The sequence below is a fragment of the Pseudohoeflea suaedae genome (assembly GCF_004354915.1).
GTDB lineage: Bacteria > Pseudomonadota > Alphaproteobacteria > Rhizobiales > Rhizobiaceae > Pseudohoeflea > Pseudohoeflea suaedae.
In genome coordinates, this window is sequence record NZ_SMSI01000002.1 from 715,229 (window position 1) to 737,832 (window position 22,604).

The 22,604-nt window shown below is 63.1% G+C and carries 21 protein-coding genes; 5 read left to right on the forward strand and 16 right to left on the reverse strand.

Features of this window, described 5'->3' with window-relative positions:
- The first annotated feature begins 2 nt into the window (after positions 1–2).
- The 3 genes from E2A64_RS13520 (at position 3) to yghX (ending at position 2,569) form a co-directional block, all read left to right on the forward strand.
- Positions 3–824, forward strand: a complete 822-nt coding sequence (locus tag E2A64_RS13520) for an MBL fold metallo-hydrolase (protein WP_133284987.1) — start codon at positions 3–5, stop codon at positions 822–824.
- Entirely contained in the window at positions 821–1,336 is a 516-nt protein-coding gene (locus E2A64_RS13525; RefSeq protein WP_133284988.1) for a YbaK/EbsC family protein, read from the forward strand. Before E2A64_RS13520 ends, E2A64_RS13525 begins: the two co-directional genes overlap by 4 nt.
- A 339-nt stretch (positions 1,337–1,675) precedes the next feature.
- Positions 1,676–2,569, forward strand: coding sequence for a YghX family hydrolase (gene yghX, locus E2A64_RS13530; protein WP_133285081.1), 894 nt, complete (start codon positions 1,676–1,678; stop codon positions 2,567–2,569).
- 93 nt (positions 2,570–2,662) lie between these two features.
- Here yghX and E2A64_RS13535 read toward each other — a convergent pair whose 3' ends face one another.
- From E2A64_RS13535 to fosX, 3 genes are all read right to left on the reverse strand, one after another.
- Entirely contained in the window at positions 2,663–4,075 is a 1,413-nt protein-coding gene (locus E2A64_RS13535; RefSeq protein WP_133284989.1) for an alpha/beta hydrolase family protein, read from the reverse strand.
- A 290-nt stretch (positions 4,076–4,365) separates the two neighbouring features.
- Positions 4,366–4,752, reverse strand: coding sequence for a VOC family protein (locus E2A64_RS13540; RefSeq protein WP_174235793.1), 387 nt, complete (start codon positions 4,750–4,752; stop codon positions 4,366–4,368).
- Positions 4,753–4,831: 79 nt separating this feature from the next.
- Positions 4,832–5,251: a FosX/FosE/FosI family fosfomycin resistance hydrolase gene (gene fosX, locus E2A64_RS13545; RefSeq protein ID WP_133284990.1), complete on the reverse strand. Its 420-nt coding sequence runs from the start codon at positions 5,249–5,251 to the stop codon at positions 4,832–4,834.
- A gap of 131 nt (positions 5,252–5,382) precedes the next feature.
- Between fosX and E2A64_RS13550 the strand changes: the two genes are divergently transcribed.
- Positions 5,383–6,048, forward strand: coding sequence for a LysE family translocator (locus tag E2A64_RS13550; protein ID WP_244598280.1), 666 nt, complete (start codon positions 5,383–5,385; stop codon positions 6,046–6,048).
- 5 nt (positions 6,049–6,053) lie between these two features.
- Here the strand turns inward: E2A64_RS13550 and E2A64_RS13555 are convergent, their stop codons facing one another.
- From E2A64_RS13555 to cysG, 13 genes are all read right to left on the reverse strand, one after another.
- Positions 6,054–6,278, reverse strand: coding sequence for a formate dehydrogenase subunit delta (locus E2A64_RS13555; protein ID WP_133284991.1), 225 nt, complete (start codon positions 6,276–6,278; stop codon positions 6,054–6,056).
- A complete protein-coding gene (fdhD, locus tag E2A64_RS13560; RefSeq protein ID WP_244598281.1) occupies positions 6,268–7,062 on the reverse strand; it encodes a formate dehydrogenase accessory sulfurtransferase FdhD in 795 nt (264 codons plus the stop codon). The genes E2A64_RS13555 and fdhD overlap by 11 nt, the downstream gene beginning before the upstream one ends.
- Positions 7,063–7,084: 22 nt before the next feature.
- A complete protein-coding gene (gene fdhF / locus E2A64_RS13565; RefSeq protein ID WP_133284993.1) occupies positions 7,085–9,964 on the reverse strand; it encodes a formate dehydrogenase subunit alpha in 2,880 nt (959 codons plus the stop codon).
- The gene (locus E2A64_RS13570; RefSeq protein WP_133284994.1) at positions 9,961–10,191 is read right to left on the reverse strand and encodes a DUF4287 domain-containing protein; all 231 of its coding nucleotides are present in this window, start codon (positions 10,189–10,191) and stop codon (positions 9,961–9,963) included. The genes fdhF and E2A64_RS13570 overlap by 4 nt, the downstream gene beginning before the upstream one ends.
- Positions 10,188–11,747: a formate dehydrogenase beta subunit gene (locus E2A64_RS13575; protein WP_133284995.1), complete on the reverse strand. Its 1,560-nt coding sequence runs from the start codon at positions 11,745–11,747 to the stop codon at positions 10,188–10,190. Before E2A64_RS13575 ends, E2A64_RS13570 begins: the two co-directional genes overlap by 4 nt.
- Positions 11,744–12,220 carry a formate dehydrogenase subunit gamma gene (locus E2A64_RS13580; protein WP_133284996.1) on the reverse strand — a complete coding sequence of 159 codons (477 nt, stop codon included), beginning with the start codon at positions 12,218–12,220 and terminating at the stop codon, positions 11,744–11,746. Before E2A64_RS13580 ends, E2A64_RS13575 begins: the two co-directional genes overlap by 4 nt.
- A gap of 105 nt (positions 12,221–12,325) precedes the next feature.
- On the reverse strand, positions 12,326–14,086 hold the full coding sequence (locus tag E2A64_RS18060; RefSeq protein WP_133284997.1) for an OFA family MFS transporter: 1,761 nt from the start codon (positions 14,084–14,086) through the stop codon (positions 12,326–12,328).
- 225 nt (positions 14,087–14,311) lie between these two features.
- Positions 14,312–16,324, reverse strand: a complete 2,013-nt coding sequence (locus E2A64_RS13590; protein WP_244598282.1) for a sensor histidine kinase — start codon at positions 16,322–16,324, stop codon at positions 14,312–14,314.
- Complete coding sequence (locus E2A64_RS13595) at positions 16,321–17,715, reverse strand: sigma-54-dependent transcriptional regulator (protein ID WP_133284998.1); 1,395 nt, start codon at positions 17,713–17,715, stop codon at positions 16,321–16,323. The genes E2A64_RS13590 and E2A64_RS13595 overlap by 4 nt, the downstream gene beginning before the upstream one ends.
- 157 nt (positions 17,716–17,872) lie before the next feature.
- Entirely contained in the window at positions 17,873–18,358 is a 486-nt protein-coding gene (locus E2A64_RS13600; protein WP_133284999.1) for a DUF934 domain-containing protein, read from the reverse strand.
- Between the two features lie 10 nt (positions 18,359–18,368).
- Positions 18,369–20,039 carry a nitrite/sulfite reductase gene (locus tag E2A64_RS13605; RefSeq protein ID WP_133285000.1) on the reverse strand — a complete coding sequence of 557 codons (1,671 nt, stop codon included), beginning with the start codon at positions 20,037–20,039 and terminating at the stop codon, positions 18,369–18,371.
- A 7-nt stretch (positions 20,040–20,046) separates the two neighbouring features.
- Entirely contained in the window at positions 20,047–20,373 is a 327-nt protein-coding gene (locus tag E2A64_RS13610) for a DUF2849 domain-containing protein (protein WP_133285001.1), read from the reverse strand.
- Positions 20,374–20,385: 12 nt separating this feature from the next.
- Entirely contained in the window at positions 20,386–21,819 is a 1,434-nt protein-coding gene (cysG, locus tag E2A64_RS13615; RefSeq protein ID WP_133285002.1) for a siroheme synthase CysG, read from the reverse strand.
- 191 nt (positions 21,820–22,010) lie between these two features.
- On the opposite strand from cysG, the gene E2A64_RS13620 reads away from it, so the two are divergent.
- The gene (locus tag E2A64_RS13620; protein WP_133285003.1) at positions 22,011–22,601 is read left to right on the forward strand and encodes a nucleoside deaminase; all 591 of its coding nucleotides are present in this window, start codon (positions 22,011–22,013) and stop codon (positions 22,599–22,601) included.
- The last annotated feature ends 3 nt before the right edge of the window (positions 22,602–22,604 follow it).

A 22,604-nucleotide genomic window follows, 5' to 3' on the forward strand; every position in this document is an offset into this window, starting at 1 on the left:
GGATGGCAGCGGTACGGCGTCAGTTCACCATTCTCGGCTGCGCGTCGTCGCCCGGCGTGCCGCGCATCAACGGAGAATGGGGCAAATGCGATCCGGCCAATCCGAAGAACCGTCGCACGCGCGCCTCGATGATGCTGCGCCAGATTGCGCAAGACGGCGGCGTGACGACCGTCGTCGTGGATACCGGCCCGGATTTTCGCCAGCAGATGATATCCGCCGAAGTACGGGATATCGATGCCGTGCTCTACACGCATGCGCATGCGGACCATCTTCATGGCATCGACGATCTGCGCGGCTTCGCCCTGACACAACGCCGGCGCGTTCCGATATTTGCCGATGCCGAAACCATGCGGCGGATCCGCGCCGGTTTCGGCTATTGCCTGGAGACGCCGGAAGGTTCGTCCTATCCGCCGATCATCGAGGCGCGGGTGATCGAGGATCTCGACAAGCCCGTGACGATCCACGGGCAGGGTGGCCCTATCGAGGTTCTGCCGCTGCGCCAGCAGCACGGGACGATCATCTCGCTGGGTTTCCGTTTCGGCGATTTCGCCTATTGCTCGGATGTCAGCGATTTTCCGCGCGATACCGTGCCCAAGCTTCAGGGCCTCGAACACATCGTCATCGACTCGCTTCAGTACAAGCCGCATCCGAGCCATCTGTCGATCGACCAGGCGCTTTGGTGGGTCGAAAAGCTCGGCGCGAAACATGCCATCCTGACGCACATGCATATTCCGCTCGACTACGAGACGGTGCTCAACGAGACGCCGCCGCATGTCGAGCCGGCCTATGACGGAATGACAATCGAATACGAGTTGGAGCTATGAGCAAAACCGTTCTCAAGCGCGACGAACTGCCGGCCGGCTCGTCGATCAGACGCGTCTCGGAGACAGCCACCGAGCTTGGCCTTGATATCGAGATCGTCAGGATGGCTGACTCCACGCGCACGGCCGAGGATGCTGCGGCCGCGTGCCAATGTCAGGTCGGCCAGATCGTCAAGTCGCTGGTCTTCGAGAACAGCGATACCGGCGCCATCACGCTTTTGCTGGTCTCCGGCGCGCACAACGCCGATCTGGATCATCTGGCATCAGTGCACGGTCTCAAGCTCGGCCGCTGCGACGGCCGCCGTGTCCGCGACGAGACAGGCTTCGCCATCGGCGGCGTCGCGCCGATCGGCCACAAGATCGCGGTGCCGGTCTACATGGACGAAGCGCTGATGAGCCACGACATCGTCTGGGCAGCCGCCGGTCGTCCGGACAGCGTCTTTTCGGTCGATCCGAAAGCGCTGGCTCAGGCGACAGGTGCCAGTGTGATCAGCGTGAGGCCCGGCTCAGATTGAATGCCGCGCTTCAGGAATGGCTCTTATCTAACTGGTGTGACTGTATAAAACGACGTCCGCAAATCGGGTCGCAATAAGCTATAAGTTCCATAATCCATCTTATGCAATCTTTGTTTGTCGATACCGGTACGGGTCTCACCAGGCACACGAGGCTGTCGCCGCAGCCTGTGCAATCGGGCGTCTTGCCTGCGTGTCCCTTTCGCTCGCGGCCTTCCTTAGCGCTCGCGACATTGTGTCCGCACCGTGCCAAAGCGGTCGCGACGCCGGACGGATTTGCGTGTAGCGTCTCCTGGACATCGAGACGAGAGCGGAGATCGGACCATGAATGAGCAGACACCCGTGCGTCGCCTTACGGCGACGGACTTCGACCAGGACCTCCTGGATCTCTACGATTATTACGCGCACGGAAAGATCACCAAACGCGAATTTCTGGACCGTGCAGGCAAATGGGCCGTCGGTGGCCTGACTGCCGCCGCGATCCTGAGCACGCTCTCGCCGAACTACGCGCTGGCCCAGCAGGTCGCCGAGGACGACGCGGACATCAAGGGCGAGGATATCGTCTATGCGAGCCCGAACGGTACCGGCGATATAACCGCCTATCTCGTCCGTCCCACCGAAATCGATCCGGAGAATCCACCTGCGGCGATCCTGGTGGTTCACGAGAACCGGGGACTCAATCCGTATATCCGGGACGTCGTGCGCCGTCTCGCCAAGGCAGGCTTCATCGCCATGGGGCCCGACGGGCTGTCCTCGCTCGGAGGTTATCCGGGAAGCGACGACGAAGGCCGCGAGATGCAGCGGAAACTGGATCAGGGCGCCCTGCTCAACGACTTCTTTGCCGGGTTCGAATATCTGCAGGCGCTCGACGGCACAAACGGCAAGGTCGGCGCGACCGGCTTTTGCTACGGCGGCGGAGTGGTCAACAGGCTGGCGGCGGCCTATCCCGATTTGGCGGCCGGCGTGCCCTTCTACGGCTCGTTCCCCGAGGCCGAGCAGGTCGCCGGCATCGAGGCCCCGCTGATGATCCAGCTAGCAGCGCTCGACCAGCGTATCAACGCCATGTGGCCGCCCTTCCAGAAAGCCATGGAGGCCAACGACAAGGTTTACGAGGCGCATATCTATCCCGGCGTGAACCACGGTTTCCATAACGACACGACGCCGCGCTATGACGAGGCCGCCGCCAAGCTCGCGGAAGAACGGATGGTGGCCTGGTTCCGCACCTATCTCGCCTGACCGGCAATGCGCTGACGGCTTCGCCGCATCGGCTGTTCGGCCGGCTGGCGATCATGGGAAACTGCGATCAATCGGTTCGCGGCCCTTTCTTCGTCAGTGCGCACGTTCGAGCCAGAGGATGATCCGCTCCCACGCATCTCGGATATTGGCCGGGCTTTCGAAGACATGTCCCTCGCCCCAGTAACGGACGAATTCCGCCGGTTTACCGAGAGACCGCAATGCCGCGAACATCTGCTCCGACTGGCCGATCTCGACATAGTCCTGATCGCCGTGAATAATCAGAAGCGGAGCCGAAATCTGCTCGACAGAAAACAGCGGACTGTTGCGCAGGTAGCTGTCGAGCCTTTCCCACGGCGGACACTTGAGATGATAGTTGGACGACATGCCGGGTGCACGGCTGTCGTCGACGATGGCGTCGAAGCGAAGCCTGACATCGTCGGTTTGTGACAGAAGATTGCTGGTCCCTGCCATCGCGATACCGGAACGGAATGCTTCGGACTTCGTCAGGAGCACCATCGTCGCCCATCCGCCGAGACTGTGTCCGGCGACATGGATCCGGGCGCGGTCCACATAGCCCGCCGCGACGACGGCGTCGCAGGCCGGATGCGCGGTCTCGATCAGGCAGTCCGCCAGTACGCGCTCGACGCCGAGTCCATTCTCGTCATAGGGCATGGACGGAATGATGACGACGTAGCCCCGCGCCGCCAGAAGATGCAGGTTGAACATGCCCGGCTGGTTCAGGAGATGCTGGCGGTGCGCCATCTCGCTACCAGCCTTGAAGCCGGGATAGACCCAGAGGACGGCGGGCCGGCTCTCGCCTTCACGATAATCCGGCGGAAGGATAACGCGAAGCTGCGCCTCCTGCCCGGCTCCGGTCGCGAAAGGCATCGTGAACGATCGCGACGGCACAACCTCTGCCATATGCGTGTCGGTTTCGAAGATGACATGCGGCTTGTCTCGTGCCAGCCTCAGCACGCGCGTGGCGTCGTCCGATCGTGTCAGGTAGATTGCCTCGCTCCCTTCCGGATGCGTCGCCGCCAGAATGCTTTGCGGCGGAACAGGCTTTCCAGGACCGACTACGCGCGGCGGATAGTCCGGCTCGGGACGCCCGTCAAAGGCCTCGAGGCGATCCGGTCGCGGTCCTTCGCGCGAAAAGACATCGTACCGTCCGGTCCCCACGTCGATGACACAGTACTCCGCTTCCTCCAGTACGGTCTCCGGCTGATCGGTCGTGAGCGGACTTGCCGTCGCCTCCTGCCCCTTCCACGCCTTGTGCCAGTTGGCGATGCTCGCCATCGCGCCACGCTTCTCGACGTCGAGCCAGAGGGTCGGACGGTTGCCGACTGTCACTTCGCAGGCGAGCGTGGCATCGTCGATCCAGTGGAAGAATGTCTTGGTTCCGGGCAGCGTCAGGTTGCGCTCGACCAGAACACGCATCGCGCCGCTTTCGACGTCAACGACGGCCGGACGGAGCGACAGTCCGTCCGCCACGGCGACGGCAATCATGGACCCGTCCGGCGACCAGACCGGCGCCAGAGTGCCAAGGCCATCGGGCGCAGGCAGGGTGCGGTCGGCGGACGTCGCCAGGTCGATTACATGAAGTACGCCCTCCCCGCCGCCTATGGCGTCGAGAAATAACCGCTTACTCTCCGCGGCGCTCTTCGGCAGGCAGAATGCCAGCCGTTTCCCTGCCCGATCATAGGCGAACTGGGGTCCGCAGATAATGGGAAACTCCCGCAGCGCGAGAACGTCATCAATAGTGAGCGGGTGTCCTATCGTCCTCTCCTCCACCTGCCTCAGGCGTAACACACCGCCTGCAGCTTGTTGCCGTCGGGATCGCGGACATAGGCGGCGTAATAGGTCTCGCCATAGTCCGGTCGCGGTCCCGGCCTGCCTTCGCACATGCCGCCCAGACGGAGCGCTGCCGCGTGGAATGCATCGACCGCTGCCGTCGTCTCGGCGACGAAGGCCACATGGGTTCCGTTGCCCCAGGTCGCCGGCCGGCCGTCTTCCGGCGTGTAGAGATAGATCGTCGGCATGCGGCCGTCCCTAGCATAGGCCGGCGGTTTTCCCGGCGGCTTCGGAAGACGGTCGAAACCCAGAATGCCGAGGACCTCGTCGTAGAACCGTCCGGCGCGGGCGGGATCATTGGTGCCGAGCGTGATGTGGCTGATGATGCTCATGAGATATGTCCGTTGTCATATATTTTAGGAACGAAGCACGAATTTAACCGGTACGGGCGTTCCGGTCATGAGACGCGGGTCAGCGCCCTCGGGCATAGCGCTTCAGCCGTTCTTCCAACGTTCCGGTATGAAGCTCGAACATGTGATTGTCGTAATCGTGGAAGTAGATCGACCGGCCCTCGCCTTCGACGCGTGCGCGGCTCTGGCGGATATCGAGGCCAAGCGTCCGGATCCGTTCGACATACTCGTCGAATTCCGCATCGTCGATCCTGAAGGCGATGTGATTGTAGCTGCGCGTCGGCAGGCTTTCGCCTTCCATCGTCGCGACCCAGACGGGGCCCTCGCCCTCGCCGATAAGGAAAAACCGTTCCCTGGACAGGGAGAAGGTTTCATCGCCGCTGTCATAGACCTTTTTCGCGTCGAAGATCGTGGTCAGAAACGTTTCCATCCTGTCGAGATCGCCGACGATGAAGGTCATGTGGCTGAGGCCCTGCACCATGCGTGGTCGCTCCCTCCGGCGTTTCAGCATCAGCTTAAAGTCTTGCCCTGCAATCTGGCCAGAAGATGTCAGCAGCAGTTTTGCGGGCGGATATACGGGTTGACTCGATCCGGGCGGAACAAATATGGAACATGGTAGCTTTCCTCCTGCCTGGAGACATGTCCATGTTCGCCGAATACCTGCCGCAAATTCTACTCGCATTGTCGATCCAGACGGTCGGCGTGCTTTCGCCCGGGCCAGGCGTGATGCTCATTCTGGGCGTTGCCACCGCGCGCGGCCGGGCGCCGGCGCTGATGACCGCGTTCGGCATTTCCTGCGGATCGATCATCCTGGCCGGATCGGTCGTTCTGGGTATCGCGGTGCTCTTCGCGGAGATTGCCTATGCGATGACCGCTATGCGGATCGTCGGCGGCCTCTATCTGTTCTGGCTCGGCTGGAAGGCGTTTTCGAAGGCCGTAAACCCGCCGCCGCTGGAGCTCCATGCCGTGGCGGGCAAAAGTGCCGCGCGCACCGCGCTTGCCGGCTTCCTCCTGCAGGTGACAAACCCCAAGGCAATCGCTTTCTGGCTGGCGATCGCGGCTGTCGGCGGCGTCGGCCACGCGCCTTGGCCGGTGATCGCACTTTTCGTGCTGCTTGCCTGGATCAATTCCTTCGTCGGACACTCGGCCTATGCGCTGCTTCTGTCGGCCGCTCCCGTACGCTCGCTTCTTGTGCGCTTCCGCTCATGGGTGGAAGGCGCGCTCGGCGCGTTCTTCGTCTTCGCGGGTTACAAGCTCCTGACTTCGGTACAGCGATAGGCTCTTTACTGCTGCACCTCGGGGCGCCGGATCTCGCTCAAAGCCGAAATCACCAGCGGATCGAAGCCTTCATTGTCTGCATCCGTCATCTCGAAGAGCTGGGTCCGCATGCGCGGCTCCCAGAACTTGTTGATGTGCTCGGCAACACCCGCTGCGGCCTCTTGCTCGGGCTGGCTGTGGAAGAACCTTGCGATCTGGTTGGCCATGTAGATGAGTTTGTCAGGCGACATCGGCGTTCCTTCCCGCAGTCTTTTCGTCAATGGCATCGTGGTGCGATATCCGCTCCGGCCGGCTGAATATCCGGTAATCCTCGCCGCGCACCAGGGCGACGAGTGTCAGGCCGGTCCGTTCGGCGGTGCTAACGGCAAGCTCGGTGGGCGTGGATACGGCGATCAGGATCTCGCTGCCTGCGGCGACGGCCTTCTGAATCAGATCGACTGACACACGGCTCGAGATCACCAGGGCGCCGGATGCCGGACCGATACCGTCGCGGGCGCAGGCGCCGATCAGCTTGTCGAGCGCATTGTGGCGGCCGACATCCTCGCGGGCGCGCAAGAGGCCCTTTCCCGGGACGAAGAGCCCTGCCCCGTGCATGGCGCCGGTTTCCGCCCGGAGCGGCTGGTTCCTGCCCAGCGCATCGACGGCAGCGGCGATATCGGCAGAATCGATGCGCAGGCCGGCCGCGAGCTCGGGCAGGTCGCGCAGCGCCGCCTCGATGGATTCGATGCCGCACAATCCGCAGCCGACCGGCCCCATTGCCTTGCGGCGGCGGGCCGTCAGCGCCTGCTGCCGCTCGGTCGGTATCGACATCTGCACGTCGTGGCCGCCATCGAGGCAGACCACTTCCAGCGACGAAACCTCGCGGGCGCTGCGGATGATCCCCTCCGACAGCGCAAAGCCGATGCCGAAATCAGCCAGATCGCACGGGGTCGCCATCATCACCGCTTCGGTGACGCCGTTGAAGGTGAGCGCGACGGGGCTCTCCTCGGGCAGTTTTCGTAAGTGGTCGACCATCCGCCGGACCTCGCGAACCCGCCTATTCGGCGGGTTCGACGGCCTCGATGCGGCGCGACTGGCGGGCCTGCTCGTCATAGTCGCGCTGCCAGCCCGTCGGGCCGTTGGCGGGCGAGACCTGGACGGCGGTCACCTTGTATTCCGGGCAGTTGGTCGCCCAGTCGGTATAATCGGTGGTCACCACATTGGCCTGCGTGTCGGGGTGGTGGAATGTCGTGTAGACGACGCCTGGCGATACGCGGTCGGTGATCTTTGCGCGAAGCGACGTTTCACCGGAGCGGCTTGCGAGGCGGACCAGGTCGCCCTCGACGATGCCGCGCTGCTCGGCGTCGTGCGGATGGATTTCCAGAAGGTCCTCCTCGTGCCAGGCCACATTCGCGGTCCGGCGTGTCTGCGCGCCGACATTGTACTGGCTCAATATGCGGCCCGTGGTCAGCAGCAGCGGGAAGCGCGGGCCGGTCTTCTCGTCGGTCGCCACATATTCGGTGCGGATGAACTTGCCCTTGCCGCGCACGAAGCCATCGACATGCATGATCGGAGAGCCTTCCGGGTGGGCCTCGTTGCATGGCCACTGCACGGAGCCCATCTTGTCGAGATACTCATAGGTGACCTTGCCGAAGCTCGGCGTGGTCGCCGCGATCTCGGCCATGATCTCGGACGGGTGGCTGTAATTCCAGTCAAGGCCGAGCGCCTGGGCGAGTTTGAGCGTGACCTCCCAGTCGGCATAGCCGTTCTTCGGGGTCATCACCTTGCGCACGCGATTGATGCGGCGCTCCGCATTGGTGAAAGTCCCGTCCTTCTCGAGGAAAGTGGACCCCGGCAGGAAGACATGGGCGTAGTTGGCCGTCTCGTTGAGGAAGAGATCGTGGACGACGACGCATTCCATCGCATCGAGGCCGGCGGCGACATGCTTGGTATCCGGGTCGGACTGGAGAATGTCCTCGCCCTGAATGTAGATGCCACGGAAGGTCCCATCGACCGCCGCATCGAGCATGTTGGGAATTCTGAGGCCCGGTTCGTTGTCGAGTTCGACGCCCCAGAGCTTTTCGAAGATCTCGCGCGTTTCACCGCCCGAAATATGCCTGTAACCCGGCAGTTCATGTGGGAAGGAGCCCATGTCGCAGGAGCCCTGCACGTTGTTCTGGCCGCGCAACGGGTTCACCCCCACCCCGGGCCGGCCGATATTGCCGGTTGCCATTGCGAGGTTGGCGAGAGCCATCACCGCGGTCGAGCCCTGGCTGTGCTCGGTCACGCCGAGGCCGTAATAGATCGCGCCGTTGCCGCCGGTGGCAAAAAGGCGGGCAGCCGCGCGCAGTTCGCCTGCCGGTACGCCGGTATAGCTTTCCGTCGCTTCGGGGCTGTGGCGCTCCTCGGAGACGAAGGACGCCCAGTCCTCGAATTCGGACCAGTCGCAGCGTTCCCGGATAAAGCTCTCGTCGAAGATCGCCTCGTCCACGATGGCATGGGCAAGAGCCGTCAGCACGGCCACGTTGGTGCCGGGCTTGAGCGCCAGATGGTGCGCCGCCTTGATATGCGGGGATTTCACCAGATCGGTGCGGCGCGGATCGATGACGACCAGTTTCGCCCCCTGGCGCAACCGCTTCTTGAGCCGCGAGGCGAATACCGGGTGCCCGTCGGTGGGGTTGGCGCCGATGACGATAACCACGTCGGTATGTTCGACGGAATCGAAATCCTGGGTGCCGGCGGAGGTGCCGAATGCCTTGCCGAGCCCGTAGCCGGTCGGCGAATGGCAGACGCGGGCGCAGGTGTCGACATTGTTGTTGCGGAAACCGGCGCGCACCAGTTTCTGAACCAGATAGGTTTCCTCATTGGTGCAACGCGACGAGGTGATGCCGCCGACGGCCGTGCGGCCATACTGGTGCTGGATGCGGCGGAATTCCTTCGCCGTGTATGCGAGCGCCTCCTCCCAGCTGACTTCACGCCAGGGGTCGGAGGTCTTTTCGCGGATCATCGGATTGAGGATGCGATCCTTGTGGGTGGCGTAGCCCCAGGCAAAACGGCCCTTGACGCAGGAATGGCCGCGATTGGCCTTGCCGTCCTTCCACGGCACCATGCGGACCACTTCCTCGCCGCGCATTTCGGCCTGGAAGGAGCAGCCGACGCCGCAATAGGCGCATGTCGTGACGACCGCGTGCTCGGGCGTGCCGATCTCGATGACCGATTTTTCCTGCAATGTCGCCGTCGGGCAGGCCTGAACGCAGGCCCCGCATGACACGCATTCCGAACTCAGAAAGGTCTCGTGCATGCTGGGCGAGACGCGGGAGGCGAAACCGCGGTTCTCGATGGTCAGCGCAAAGGTGCCCTGCACTTCCTCGCATGCCCGCACGCAGCGCGAGCAGACGATGCATTTGGACGGATCATAGGTGAAATACGGATTGCTCTCGTCCTTCGGCATGAAGCGTGGATTGGTTTCACCCGAATTGTCCCGTGCGAAAACGTGGTTTTCGCCCTTGTAGCCGTAGCGCACGTCACGAAGGCCGACGGCGCCCGCCATGTCCTGCAGTTCGCAATCGCCGTTGGCCGCGCAGGTCAGACAGTCGAGAGGGTGATCGGAGATATAGAGTTCCATCACGCCCTTGCGCAGCTTCTTCAGCCGGTCCGTCTGGGTGTGGACCACCATGCCCGCTTCCACCGGCGTGGTGCAGGAGGCCGATGTGCCGCGCCGGCCGTCGATCTCGACGAGGCAGAGGCGGCAGGAGCCGAAGGCGTCGACCATGTCGGTGGCGCACAGTTTCGGAATGCCGACACCGGCTTCCGCGGAGGCGCGCATGACAGAGGTTCCGGCCGGCACGGTGATCTCGCGACCGTCGACGGTAAGTGTAACGGTTGCTTCCGCGCGGGATGCCGGGGTGCCGTAGTCTTTCTGTCGAACGTTGCTCATGGTCTTGCTCCGTTGTCGGACTTCTTCTTCGCCAGCTGATAGGCGACCAGCGCGTTGGCGTGGCCATGGCCGAGCTTGTGCTCTTCCTTGAGCCATTTGACGATCGCCATATGCGGCTCGCCGCTGCGCGGTTCGATCATGTCGAGCCATTCCTGCACCGGCCGCCCGTAGGTCTTCTCGATCGACGGGAAATAGGAAGCCGGGCCTTTTACCTTCTCCGTGCTCATTCCGCTGCCTCGCGCCTTGCTTCCTTGCGGAAGTCGTCCGGGAAATGGTTGAGCGCCGAAAGCACCGGATAGGGCGTGAAGCCTCCAAGCGCGCAGAGCGAACCGAATTTCATCGTATCACAGAGGTCGCGGATCAGGTCGATCTGCCCGACACCAGGCTCGCCCTGCTTCAGGCTGTCGGCCAGTTCGACGCCACGCACGGCCCCGATCCGGCACGGGGTACATTTGCCGCAGCTTTCGATGGCGCAGAACTCGAAGGCGAAACGAGCCTGGTCGAGCATGTCGACGGTGTCGTCGAAGACGACGAGCCCGGCATGGCCGATAAGTCCGTCACGCGCGGCGAACGCTTCGTAGTCGAATTGCGTATCAAACAGTTCGGGCGGAAAATAGGCGCCCAGCGGGCCGCCGACCTGCACGGCCTTGACGGGCCGCCCGGACGCCGTGCCGCCTGCGATATCCTCGACGATCTCTCCGAGCGTGAGGCCGAAAGCATCCTCGTAGAGACCGCCATGCCTGACATTGCCGGCGATCTGGATCGGGATCGTTCCGCGTGAACGTCCTAGACCGAAATCCTTGTAGAAGGCACCGCCCTTGTCGAGAATGACGGGCACCGATGCCAGCGAAACCAGATTGTTGATGACTGTCGGCTTGCCGAGAAAACCCTTGTGCGCGGGAAGCGGCGGTTTTGCCCGCACCACGCCGCGCTTGCCCTCGAGGCTGTCGAGAAGCGCGGTTTCCTCACCGCAGACATAGGCGCCCGCGCCCACCCGGACCTCCAGCTCGAACGCCTGGCCCGACATGAGTACGGACGGGCCCAGAATATTGGCCTCACGCGCGATCTCGATGGCCTTCTCGGTCATCTCGATTGCGTGCGGATACTCGGACCGCATGTAGATGTAGCCCTTGGTGGCGCCCACTGCGAGGCCGGCGATCACCATGCCCTCGATCAGCACGAAGGGATCGCCCTCGAGGATCATGCGGTCGGCGAATGTGCCGGAGTCGCCCTCGTCGCCGTTGCAGACGATGTATTTCCGGTCCGCCTGTGCTTCGAGAACCGTCTTCCACTTGATGCCGGTCGGAAAGCCAGCTCCGCCGCGACCGCGCAACCCCGATTCCGTGACCTCTGCGACGATTTCCTCGGGCGACATGGAAAGTGCCCTTTCCAGGCCGCGAAAGCCGCCATGGGCGCGGTAGTCGTCCAGAGACAGCGGATCGACGATGCCGCAGCGGGCGAATGTCAGCCGGGTCTGACGCTTGAGAAACGGAATTTCCTCGGTCGCGCCGAGCGAGAGCTCATGGTCGCCCTTGCCTTCGGCCAGTCCCGCATCAAACAAGCCCTTGACGCTGCGCGGCTTGACCGGGCCATAGGCCACCCTGCCCGCCGCCGTTTCGACCTCGACCATCGGCTCCAGCCAGTAGAGACCGCGCGAACCGTTGCGGATGATGCGGATATCGAGGCCGCGCTCTTCGGCTTCGCTGGCAATGGCGAGCGCAACCTTGTCGGCGCCGAGCGCGAGCGAGCCGGAATCGCCGGGAACGTAGATCGTGACCGTCATGTCCGCACCTCTTCGAGAATGTCGTTGATGGTCTCGTCATCGAGACGGCCATAGACGTCGCCATCCACCATCGCCGCCGGCGAACAGGCGCACAGACCGAGGCAATAGACCGGTTCGACGGTCACCGCGCCATCGGCGCTTGTCTGATGCCAGTCGAGACCGAGCTTTTGCAGAAGCGAAGCGGCAGCCGCTTCCCCGCCCATCGACTGGCAGGCTTCGGAACGGCAAATGCGGATCACATGACGGCCCGCGGGTTCGCTCCGGTAATCATGGTAGAAACTGACAACGCCGTGGATCTCGGCGCGCGAGATGTTGAGCGCGTCCGCGATCGCCGGCTGCACGTCGCGCGGGACGTAGCCGAATTCGGCCTGAACGGCATGAAGAATGGGCAGAAGCGGACCTTCGAGATGGCGATGCGCGTCCACGATGGCGCGCGCCTTCTCGATCATGGTGTCCGTCGTGGTGGCCGGCATGGCATCCTCCCATTCCGTGTCTTCTTCGGTTCTCTTCGGGAACCGTCTTTATTGCCGGGCTCCGGGCTGAAATCGACCCGAAGCCCGATGTCATTCAGCCTTCGATCAGGCCTTGGCCGCCTGGGTCGGCGCACCGCGACCTGCCGTCAGGGCGTCCTTCGAGCCGGCGGAGGCCTCTTCCGCCTCCATGTGATGGCTCTCGTGAACCGGCTTGACCAGTATATTGGCGATCAGCGCAATGACCAAGAGTGCAGCCATGGCGTACATCGTCGTGTTGTAGAGGCTCGGCGTCGGGTCGACCGTTCCACTGGGAGCGATTTCCATCAGTCGGGAGATCGTCACCGTCTTGGCCGCAACCAGCGTATCGAGCTGGTCGATGCCGGCACCGAACTTCTCCTGGAACACCGCCGGATCAACCTTGGCCGCCAGCTCCTTCACCGAACTGGTGATCGACATGTCGCGCAGCCTGGTGATGGCGAGCGGCCCGAGAACGCCGGCCGTGCTCCATGCCGTCAGAAGACGACCGTGGATGCCGCCGACATATTTCGTCCCGAAGATATCGGCGAGATAAGCCGGAATCGTGGCGAAGCCGCCGCCATACATGGTGAAGATGATCATGGTCGCACCATAGAACATCACCAGCCATGTCACCGCTGGATCAACCGAGACCTGCTGTGCCGCAAACGGGATAGAGAGATAGAGGATCGTGCCGAGAATGAAGAAGATGTGGTAGGTGTTCTTGCGCCCGATGAAATCGGACGTGGAGGCCCAGAAGAAGCGGCCCACCATGTTGAAAACCGAGATCATGAAGACGTAGGTCGCCGCGAAAGCCGAGTTGACGATCAGCGGCAGCGTGCTTCCGAAGATTTCCGTCATCATCGTCTTTGCGACCCCGATCACGCCGATGCCGGCGGTCACGTTGAAGCAGAGAACGATCCAGAGCAGCCAGAACTGCGGGGTCTTGAGCGCCTGGTCGATATGGACGTTGTGCTGGGTGATCATCTTGCGGGATGCCGCTTCCGCGGTCGGCGGCGTCCAGCCTGCCGGCTTCCAGCCCTCACGCGGGACGCGGTAGGAGAAGGAGGCGATGATCATCACGATGAAATAGGCGATACCCAGCGTGAAGAACGTGCCGGCCGCGCCGGTATTGCCGGTGCCGACAACGTAGACGCCCTCCTGAAGGGCCATTGGGGCCGAGGCGAGTTGCTTGGCCGAAGCGACCACCACTTCCACCATCTGCCCGTTGACTTCCGCCATGCGGCGACCGCCCTCGGTGACGAGGTTCACAGCGCTCTCGGCACCCAGATATTGCGGCGCCTTGTAGAAGAACGACAGAAGGCTCTCCTTGATGGGGGTGGCGATCATGGCCCCGCCGCCGAAACCCATGATCGCCATGCCCGTCGCCATGCCGCGCCGGTCAGGGAACCAGCGGATCAATGTGGAGACGGGGGAAACATAGCCGAGACCGAGACCACAGCCGCCGATCACGCCGTAACCGAGATAGACCAGCCAGAGCTGGTGGGTCATGATGCCGAAGCCGCCGATGATGAAGCCGCCGCCCCAGCAGAGAGCGGCGACCACGCCGACCATGCGCGGACCGACTTCCTCAAGCCACTTGCCGGCGAATGCCGCGGCAAGCCCGAGGAAAACGATGGCGACCGAAAAGATCCAGACCACGGATTGCAGATCCCAGTCGCCGGCCGATGCGGCGACGACGCCGAACTGCTTGGTCAGCGGTGGATTGAAGATACTCCAGGCGTACACCGAGCCGATGCACAGGTGGATGGCGATCGAGGCTGGCGGAACCTTCCAGCGGTTGAAATCGTCGCGCGCGACGATGTGTTCCTTTTTCAGGCTGTCAAACATCTGTGTCCTCCCTGGCCCCTCGGGGCGCTGCGCCGATGACCGTGACGGGGTGATCGGCCTATGCCGCAGCATTCCTCCCCGCCACGGCATACTTAGCCGTTCAAGAAGCGTGCCAAACTGGTCTGGCCAGGATTTCCCTCGACAGATCAGTGGTCCTGGAGATCGTTTTCCGGGACTGGGATGAGGAAACGGTGAGACATTTTGTCCTCATCCGGACGAAATGTCTCAACTCGCCTGGCTGACGGCGGGCAGCCACAGGCGGAAAGTCGTCCCCTCGCCCTCCCGCGTTTCCAGGTTCACCGAACCGCCTGCCTCGGTCACCAGAAGATGCGTGATCGACAGCCCCAAACCGGTGCCGGAGCCGCGCTTGGTGGTATAGAAGGGATCGAAGATGCGCGCGGCTGTCGCCTCCGACATGCCGGTACCGGTGTCGCCGACCGTGATCTCCACGCCGTCGGAATCGTCGTTCGGGCAATCCCTGCAGCCGAGCGTCAGCGTACCGCCGTCCGGCATGGCGTGGATCGCGTTGACCATCAGGTTGACGAGGATCTGCTGGAGTTCGGTCCGCGGTATCGCCGCCGGCTGCTCGCTGTGACCCTCGCGAACGATCTCGATCTCGTTCTGGCGGATCATGTGGCGTACAAGCGTCACGCAGTCGCCGAAGGCTTCGTCCGTGAACGCGCCCTCGCCGGCTCCGGAGAACTCGTCGGGACGTGCGAACTGCAACAGCTTGCCGACGATCTGGTTCATCCGTTCCGTCTGCTCATCGATCAGCCGGAACTCGGTTTCGCCCTCCTTCGCCTTTTCGCCCATCAGCGAACGAAGAACCTCCAGATTGCCCTGAATGACCGCGATCGGATTGTTCATCTCGTGGGCAACGCCGGCGGTGATCTCGCCGATGGCGGCGAGCTTTTCAGACATGACAAGCTGCTTGGTTGCGCTTTCGAGCTGGCGGTTGACCTCTTCGAGTTCAGCCGTGCGTTCCTTCACCCGTGCATTCAGCTCGTCGTTCCACTCGCGCAGCTGCCTGTCGCGCTCCTTCACGCGATCGAGCAGGTCATCGAGATGGGCGGCGACCTGGGAGATCTCGTCGCCCCGGTCCGGAATGTCGGTGCGGGCGTCGAGATTGCCGCTTTCGACCGTATCGATGGTTTCCGCCATGCGTTCCAGCGGGCGGAAGATGCTGCCTGCCCAGCGCAGGAACAGCGGCACCGACAGAATGGTCACGACCAGAAAGGTGCCGATGACCGTGGCGATGGTGATCTGCTTGGTCGCCGAGAACGGCCTTTCGAGAAAGCCGACATAGAGCATGCCGATCCGCTTGCCGCCGGAATCGACGATCGGCTCATAGGCCGAGATGTACCAGTCATTGACCACGAAGGCGCGATCGAGCCAGATTTTTCCGTCGCCGAGAACGGCGTTCCTGACCACCTCGGAAACCCGGGTGCCGAGCGCCCGGCGATCCTCGAACAGGCGGACATTGGTCGAGACGCGCACATCGTCGAGAAACAGCGTGGCAGTTCCCCTGCTCCCGGCTGGCAGGCTTTCGGTCTGGTAGACGAGCGCATTGATCGTATCGATGAATTCGAGATTGCGGTTGAGCAGGAGGCCGCCGACGAGAACGAGTTCGTTGCCGCCTCGAACCGAAACCGGATTTGCCGCACGGATGACCATGCCATCCGTGCTCTGGGTCGATTGCGTGGGCGCAGCATTCGGCGTCGGTATCAGGTCGAAAGCGGCCTGCTCCGCCAATGCGGGCGAAATGGCCGCGAGTTGCTCGCCGGACAACAGATCTATCGCGACGGCCGCCTTGCCCTGGTTGGCCGAGGCGAGCACCGGCGTGTCCATGTTCGTCCGCATGGGAGCCTCACCGCCGGCAGCGGCGATGCGGCGGCCGTCCTTGTCGGTGAGATAGAGAAAATCCAGACCAAGCACCCGCCGTCGGGCATCGAGCAGGTTTGCGACGTCGCCTCTCCCGTCCAGTGCCTCGGCGAATTCCGCCGATTCACCGAGCGCCTGAAGGTGTTCGGAGGTGTTTTCGAGGATGCGGCTCAGATATTGGTGGGCAACGGTGAGATCGGACCGCACCTTGGAAATCAGCACGCCGTCGAACTTCTGGTTCCAGCGCAACATCGTCGCGCCGAGCAATAGCGGCAGGATCACGAGTGTCGGAAGAAGGGCAATCGCAAGCAGCCGGTAGCGGACCGGCAGCCGCGTGCCGGAGAGGAGCCGCTTCACCCCATGCCCCAGCTCTGGAGCTTCCGCTCGATGGTCTTGCGGGAAATGCCCAGTTGTCGCGCCGCTTCCGACTGGTTGCCACCGCACCGATCGAGCGTGGCCAGGATATGGCGCTGCTCGATCACCTCGAGATTGGTCTCGTCACTCGCGCCGCCCGCATCACGCCCGCCGATATCGGGCAGCGTGCCGAGGATCAGGGAACGTTCGATATAGTTGCGCAATTCGCGTACATTGCCGGGCCAGTCATAGCGCCTGATCGACCGCCGCGCCGCTTCCGTGAGCTCGAGGGCCGGCATGCCGAGTTGTTGCGCCAGGCGCCTGAGGAACAGTTCCGCCAGTTCGATAACGTCATCTCCGCGATCCTTCAGCGGCGGCATGTCGATCCGCATGACATTGATGCGGTAGTAGAGATCGGCGCGGAACTTCCCCTCGGCCACCAGTTTCTCCAGATCGGCATTGGTGGCGAAGACGAAGCGCAGATCCACCGAAGCCTCGCGCTCGGATCCCACGGGACGAATGCGGCGGTCTTCGAGGGCCCGCAACAGTTTCGACTGGGTCTGCGGCGGCAATTCGCCGACTTCGTCGAGGAAGAGCGTGCCGCCGTCGGCATGCAGGAAAAGCCCGTCGCGACCCGTCATCGCACCGGTGAAAGCGCCCTTGACGTGCCCGAACAGTTCGGCCTCGATCATTTCAGTGGGGATGGCTGCGCAATTGACCGGCACAAAGGGTTTGCCGGAGCGATCGGACAGGTTGTGGATCGAGCGGGCCGCGACCTCCTTTCCCGAACCGGATGGACCGCAGATCAGCACCGAGGTCGGCAACGACGCCACACGCGCGATGGTCTTCCGGATGGCCTCGACACCGGCCGATCCGCCGATCAGCTTGTCGCGCAGCAGGAGGTGCTCGGAGGTGGATTTCAATTCGTGGCGCAGCACATAGTTCTCGCGCTGGAGATTGCGTCTTTCCAGGCAGCGCGACAGGGCATTGAGGATCTGGTTGGAGCGGAATGGCTTGAGAATGAAATCCGCCGCGCCGGCCCTGAGCGCCTGAATGGCCGTCTCGAGATCCGCATAGGCGGTCATCAGGATGACATCGGAGAAGAAGCCGATGGCGCGCTGTTCCTCAAGCCATTCGACGCCGTTGCGTCCTGGCATGATGTTGTCGAGAATGACGATGTCGTAGCGGTTCTCGTCGATCAGGCCCGAGGCCTGCGCGACATCCCTGGCTTCATCGATCCGGGCGCAGCGGGGCTGCAGCGTGCGCTTGAGAAAATTGCGCATTCCGGGCTCGTCATCGACGATGAGGATCGAGGCCTTGCGAAGCCACGGTCCAAAATCGGCGTCGGTGGGGTTGGCCGCTTCCCCCTGCGCGGCCCGCTCGGCGATGGCCATGATGCTTGCTCCTCCTGCGGTCCGGCGCTCCCGTGGCGGGTGCCGGTTTGCCGCGATCCCGGTGCGGCAGCCGTCATGCGACGGTCGTGTTCGCTAGAACTGACACGACCGGCAGGGAGAGTGCAAGCGCAGGCTCTTATGCAGACGGTTTGGAGGATCAGACCGCGGCGCGGCGGCGCCAGGAATAGGTGTTGGTCGGTTCGGCCTTCAGAGCGGCCGGCTGGTAGTGAAGGTCCACACCCGGCAGCCGCATCTCGGTCAGGCGCCGGGCCGTCGGCTCGTGCGCCGTCTCGACGCTGTCGATGCCGACGCGGAGCATGAATGGAACCTGGTCGAGCAGAACATCGCCGACGCCGCGAATTTCACCGCCGTAGCCGAGACGGTCACGCAAAAGGGCCGCGTGCGAAAAGGCACGGCCGTCGTTGAAGGCGGGGAAGTCGAGCGCGATGATCGCCAGCCGGTCGAGTATGGGCTTGAGGCGGGCGGGGTCGTCCGCAGGTTCGACCAGAACGCCGATTTCGCGGCCGCCGGTTGCGGCGAGCTCCAGAGCTTCGTCCATGGAGACAAACGCACTTTCGCCCTCGACGGTTGCCCAGCGGTCGTCCTCAACCACGCCTTCGCGGTTCCATACGATGGTGCTCATGATGGTCTCCTCACGCGGCCTCGGCCTTGTCGCCGTAGAGCGCTTCCTTGAACGGTGCTGCCCCAACCCGGCGGTAATAATCGATGAAGGCTTCGTCGGTTCCACTTCTCCCGGACAAATACGTCGAGACGATGGTTTCGATCGCATCCGTCACCTTCTCGGGCTCGAACCCGCGACCGACGATCTCGCCGATCGACGTGTTTTCATCCGCCGATCCACCAAGCGTGATCTGGTAGAGTTCCGCGCCCTTCTTCTCCACGCCCAGAATGCCGATATGGCCGACATGATGGTGTCCGCAGGCATTGATGCAGCCGGAGATCTTGATCTTCAGATCGCCGATTTCCTCCTGCCGGGCCTGGTCGCCGAAGCGCTCGGAAATCTCCTGCGCGACCGGAATGGACCGGGCATTGGCCAGGGCGCAATAATCAAGTCCCGGGCAGGCGATGATGTCGGTCACCAGCCCGGAATTGGCTGTCGCCAGCCCTTCGGCCTGAAGCGCGCGATAGAGCGGTTCGAGATCGGCCAGCGCCACATGCGGCAATACCAGGTTCTGCTCATGCGTGACACGGATCTCGTCGGCCGAATATTGCTCGGCGAGATCGGCAACGGCATCCATCTGCGCATCTGACGCGTCGCCCGGTATGCCACCGATCGGCTTGAGCGAAATCGTCACCATGCCGTAATCCGGATGGCGGTGCGGGCGCACGTTCTGGGTGACCCAGGAGGCAAAGCCGCTGTCGGCCTTCTTCCAGGCCGCCAGTTCCGCCCAGCCCTCGGCGCGTGCCGGGAGGTCGGGCGCTGCGAAATAGTCCGTGATCCGGGCGACGTCCGCGTCCGGCAGACGCAGTTCGCCGTCACGCAGATGGGCCCATTCGGCCTCGATCTGCGCGGCCAGTTCTTCGGTGCCCGTCTCATGAACGAGGATCTTGATCCGCGCCTTGTACTTGTTGTCGCGGCGACCGTGGAGATTGTAGACGCGCATGATGGCAGTCACATAAGAAAGAAGATCAGCTTCCGGCAGGAAGTCCTTGATCTTCTTCGCAATCATCGGCGTGCGTCCCTGCCCGCCACCGATCCAGACGGCAAAGCCGATCTGCCCCTCGTCGTTCTTCTTGAGCTGCAATCCGATGTCGTGCACCTGGATCGCCGCGCGGTCGTTCTCCGCCGCAGTGACGGCGATCTTGAACTTGCGCGGCAGGAAGGAAAACTCCGGATGGAGCGACGACCATTGCCGCAGGATTTCGGCATAGGGACGCGGATCGGCCACTTCGTCCGCAGCCGCACCGGCGAAATGATCGGCGGTCACATTGCGGATGCAATTGCCCGAGGTCTGGATCGCATGCATTTCGACGCCCGCGAGGTCCTCGAGAATGTCCGGGATATCGCCGAGCTTCGGCCAGTTGTACTGGATGTTCTGCCGCGTAGTGAAATGGCCGTAGCCGCGGTCGTATTTCCGGGCGATATGGGCCAGCATCCGCATCTGCTTCGATGACAGCGTGCCGTAGGGGATCGCCACGCGCAGCATGTAGGCGTGCAGCTGGAGGTAGACGCCATTCATCAGCCGGAGCGGCTTGAAGGCATCCTCGCTGATGTCGCCGGACAGGCGGCGCTCCACCTGGTCGCGGAACTGCGCCACACGGGCGGAAACGAAATCGCGGTCGAACTCGTCGTAACGGTACATGATATCCTCAGGCTGCCCGTGTCTTGGCGTCGGCGGGCTTTGAATTTGGCAGATAGGCGATGGTCGGCCCCTCGGCGCGGATGCGCTCGCGCAGACGGATGGCGCGCAGGCCGCCCTCGCCTTCGACGACGTCGATCAGGTTGGCGTCGACCACGCGGTTGTCGGCCTGTGCCTCGGCACCGGCGGCTTCGAGTGCCTTTACGGCTTCCTCATGGCGGGCAACAAAGCCTTCGCGGATGTCTTCCACCCACTCGCTGTTGGCGCTGAACCAGACGGAGACGCCATCGATGAGACGGTTGGCGGTGAGTATCTTGCCAGTCTTGTGGCCGGTCATGATCGTATCTCCTCAGGCTGCAATGTTGGTCTTCGACCGCAAGGCGATCGAAAGCGGTTCGGACCGGGTCAGGTCTGCTGCGGCGACCGCGTCGCCGATGATCACCATGACGGGTCCATCGAGTTCATCGGCTGTTTCGATCAGCGGCAGGTCGGCAAGCGTGCCGTGGAACATGCGGCGATCTCCGCGGCTCGCATTCTCGACCACCGCGACGGTGGTCGAGAATGCGAGCCCGGCCTCGTTCAGGCGGCGGGCGACGGTGGCAGCCACGGTGCGGCCCATATAGACGGCGATGGTCGCGCCGGACAGCGCCAGACGCGCCCAGTCGGGCAGCGTCTTGCCGGTGAGGTCGTGCCCTGTGGTGAAGACCACGGAATGGGCGACACCGCGCAGTGTGATCGGCAGGGCCATGTCGGCCGCAGCGGCAATCGCCGATGTCACGCCAGGCACGATCTCGTAGGAAATGCCGGCCTCGCGCAGGGCGTCCAGTTCCTCGGCCGCACGGCCAAAGACCAGCGGATCGCCCGATTTCAGCCGAACCACACGCTTACCTTCTGCTGCAAGTTTTACCAGCAATCTGTTGATATCATTCTGCGACTTCGAATGGCATCCCTTCCGCTTGCCGACGGCGACACGCTCCGCGTCGCGGCGCCCCATCGATATCACCTTCTCCGGCACGAGTGCATCATGGAGGATCACGTCGGCTTCCATCATGACGCGATGGGCGCGCAGGGTCAGCAGGTCCTCGGCACCGGGACCAGCGCCCACGAGCGCGACATGGCCCGCATTGCGGGCACCTTCGGACAGCAGCTTGTCGGTCGCCGCGCGGGCGCGATCCTCGTTGCCGGCCTCGATCTCCTGCGCCGGCCTGCCGGAGAAGAACGACTTCCAGAACGCCCGACGCACGGCGCCCCTCGGCAGCGCCTCGTCGACGCGATCGCGGTAGGACTGGGCCAGCCGGGCAAGCGGTCCGAGCGCGGGCGAGAACAGCGTGTCTATCCTGGAGCGGATCATCTGGGCGAGAACCGGACCTGCCCCTTCGGTCCCGATTGCGATTGCGACCGGTGCACGGTTGACCAGCGCCGGGGTGTAGAAATCGCAATAGTCGGGTTGATCGACGGCATTGGCCGGGATGTTGCGGGCTCGGGCTGCAAGCACGATGGCGCGGTCGAGCGCATCTTCACCCGTGGCCGCAAAAACCAGGGTCGCACCCTCGACCTGTTCGGACGCGAAGGTGTCGGCTCGATGGCTGACCGCCAGTTCATCCATCAGTGCAACGAGTTCATGTGACGGGTCATCGGCATAGACGACGATATCCGCGTCGCTGTTGGCGACCAGTCTCGTCTTGGCGACCGCTTCCGCGCCGTTGCCGAAAACGGCCACCTTGCGCCCGGTGGTCCGGACGAACACGGGGAAGGTCGTGAGCTTGTCGATGTTGCGCGCCATGGGGCCGGTCCTTTCGATTGGACGCAATTGTGCGTCTGACGCGGCTCGCTTTGAAGAAACAAAGATGTGCAGGAACCCGTTCGCGGATATTGTTTTCCTCAATCGCGGCCCGGATTGAGAATGACGCTATGCGATGATCGGCGAAGGCTGTATCGGCCAATTGGACAATTCAGACGACTAAGGCGCTTTTCATGACTGACGACACGACCCAACTCGCCGCACGTCTGCTCGACGTGCTGCAACACGACATCATGCCTCTCACCCGCCGCGGGGTGGCCGAAGGCAACAAGGTGTTCGGCGCGGCCGTTCTGAGAAAATCAGATCTGTCCCTGGTGCTGGCGGAAACAAACAACGAGACGGACAACCCGCTCTGGCACGGCGAAGTTCATCTTCTCAAACGCTTCTATGAGGGCGAAACGCGGAACATTCCGACAAGCGACCTGATTTTCCTGACCACGCACGAACCCTGCACCATGTGCATGTCGGCGATCACCTGGGCGGGTTTCGACAATTTCCATTATTTTTTCAGCCATGAGGAGTCGCGTGATGCATTCGCCATCCCCCATGACCTGAAGATCCTCAAGGAGGTCTTCGGACTGGAACCCGGCGGGTATCGCCGCTCCAATGCCTTCTTCCGGGCCATCAGCATTCCGGACATGATCGAGGCCAGTGACGAACCGGGCGAGCTGCGGGAACGTGCCGATGCGATCCGCGCCGGCTATGCCGAGATGTCGCAGACCTATCAGGCATCGAAAGACGGCAACGCGATACCCCTGGCCTGAGGT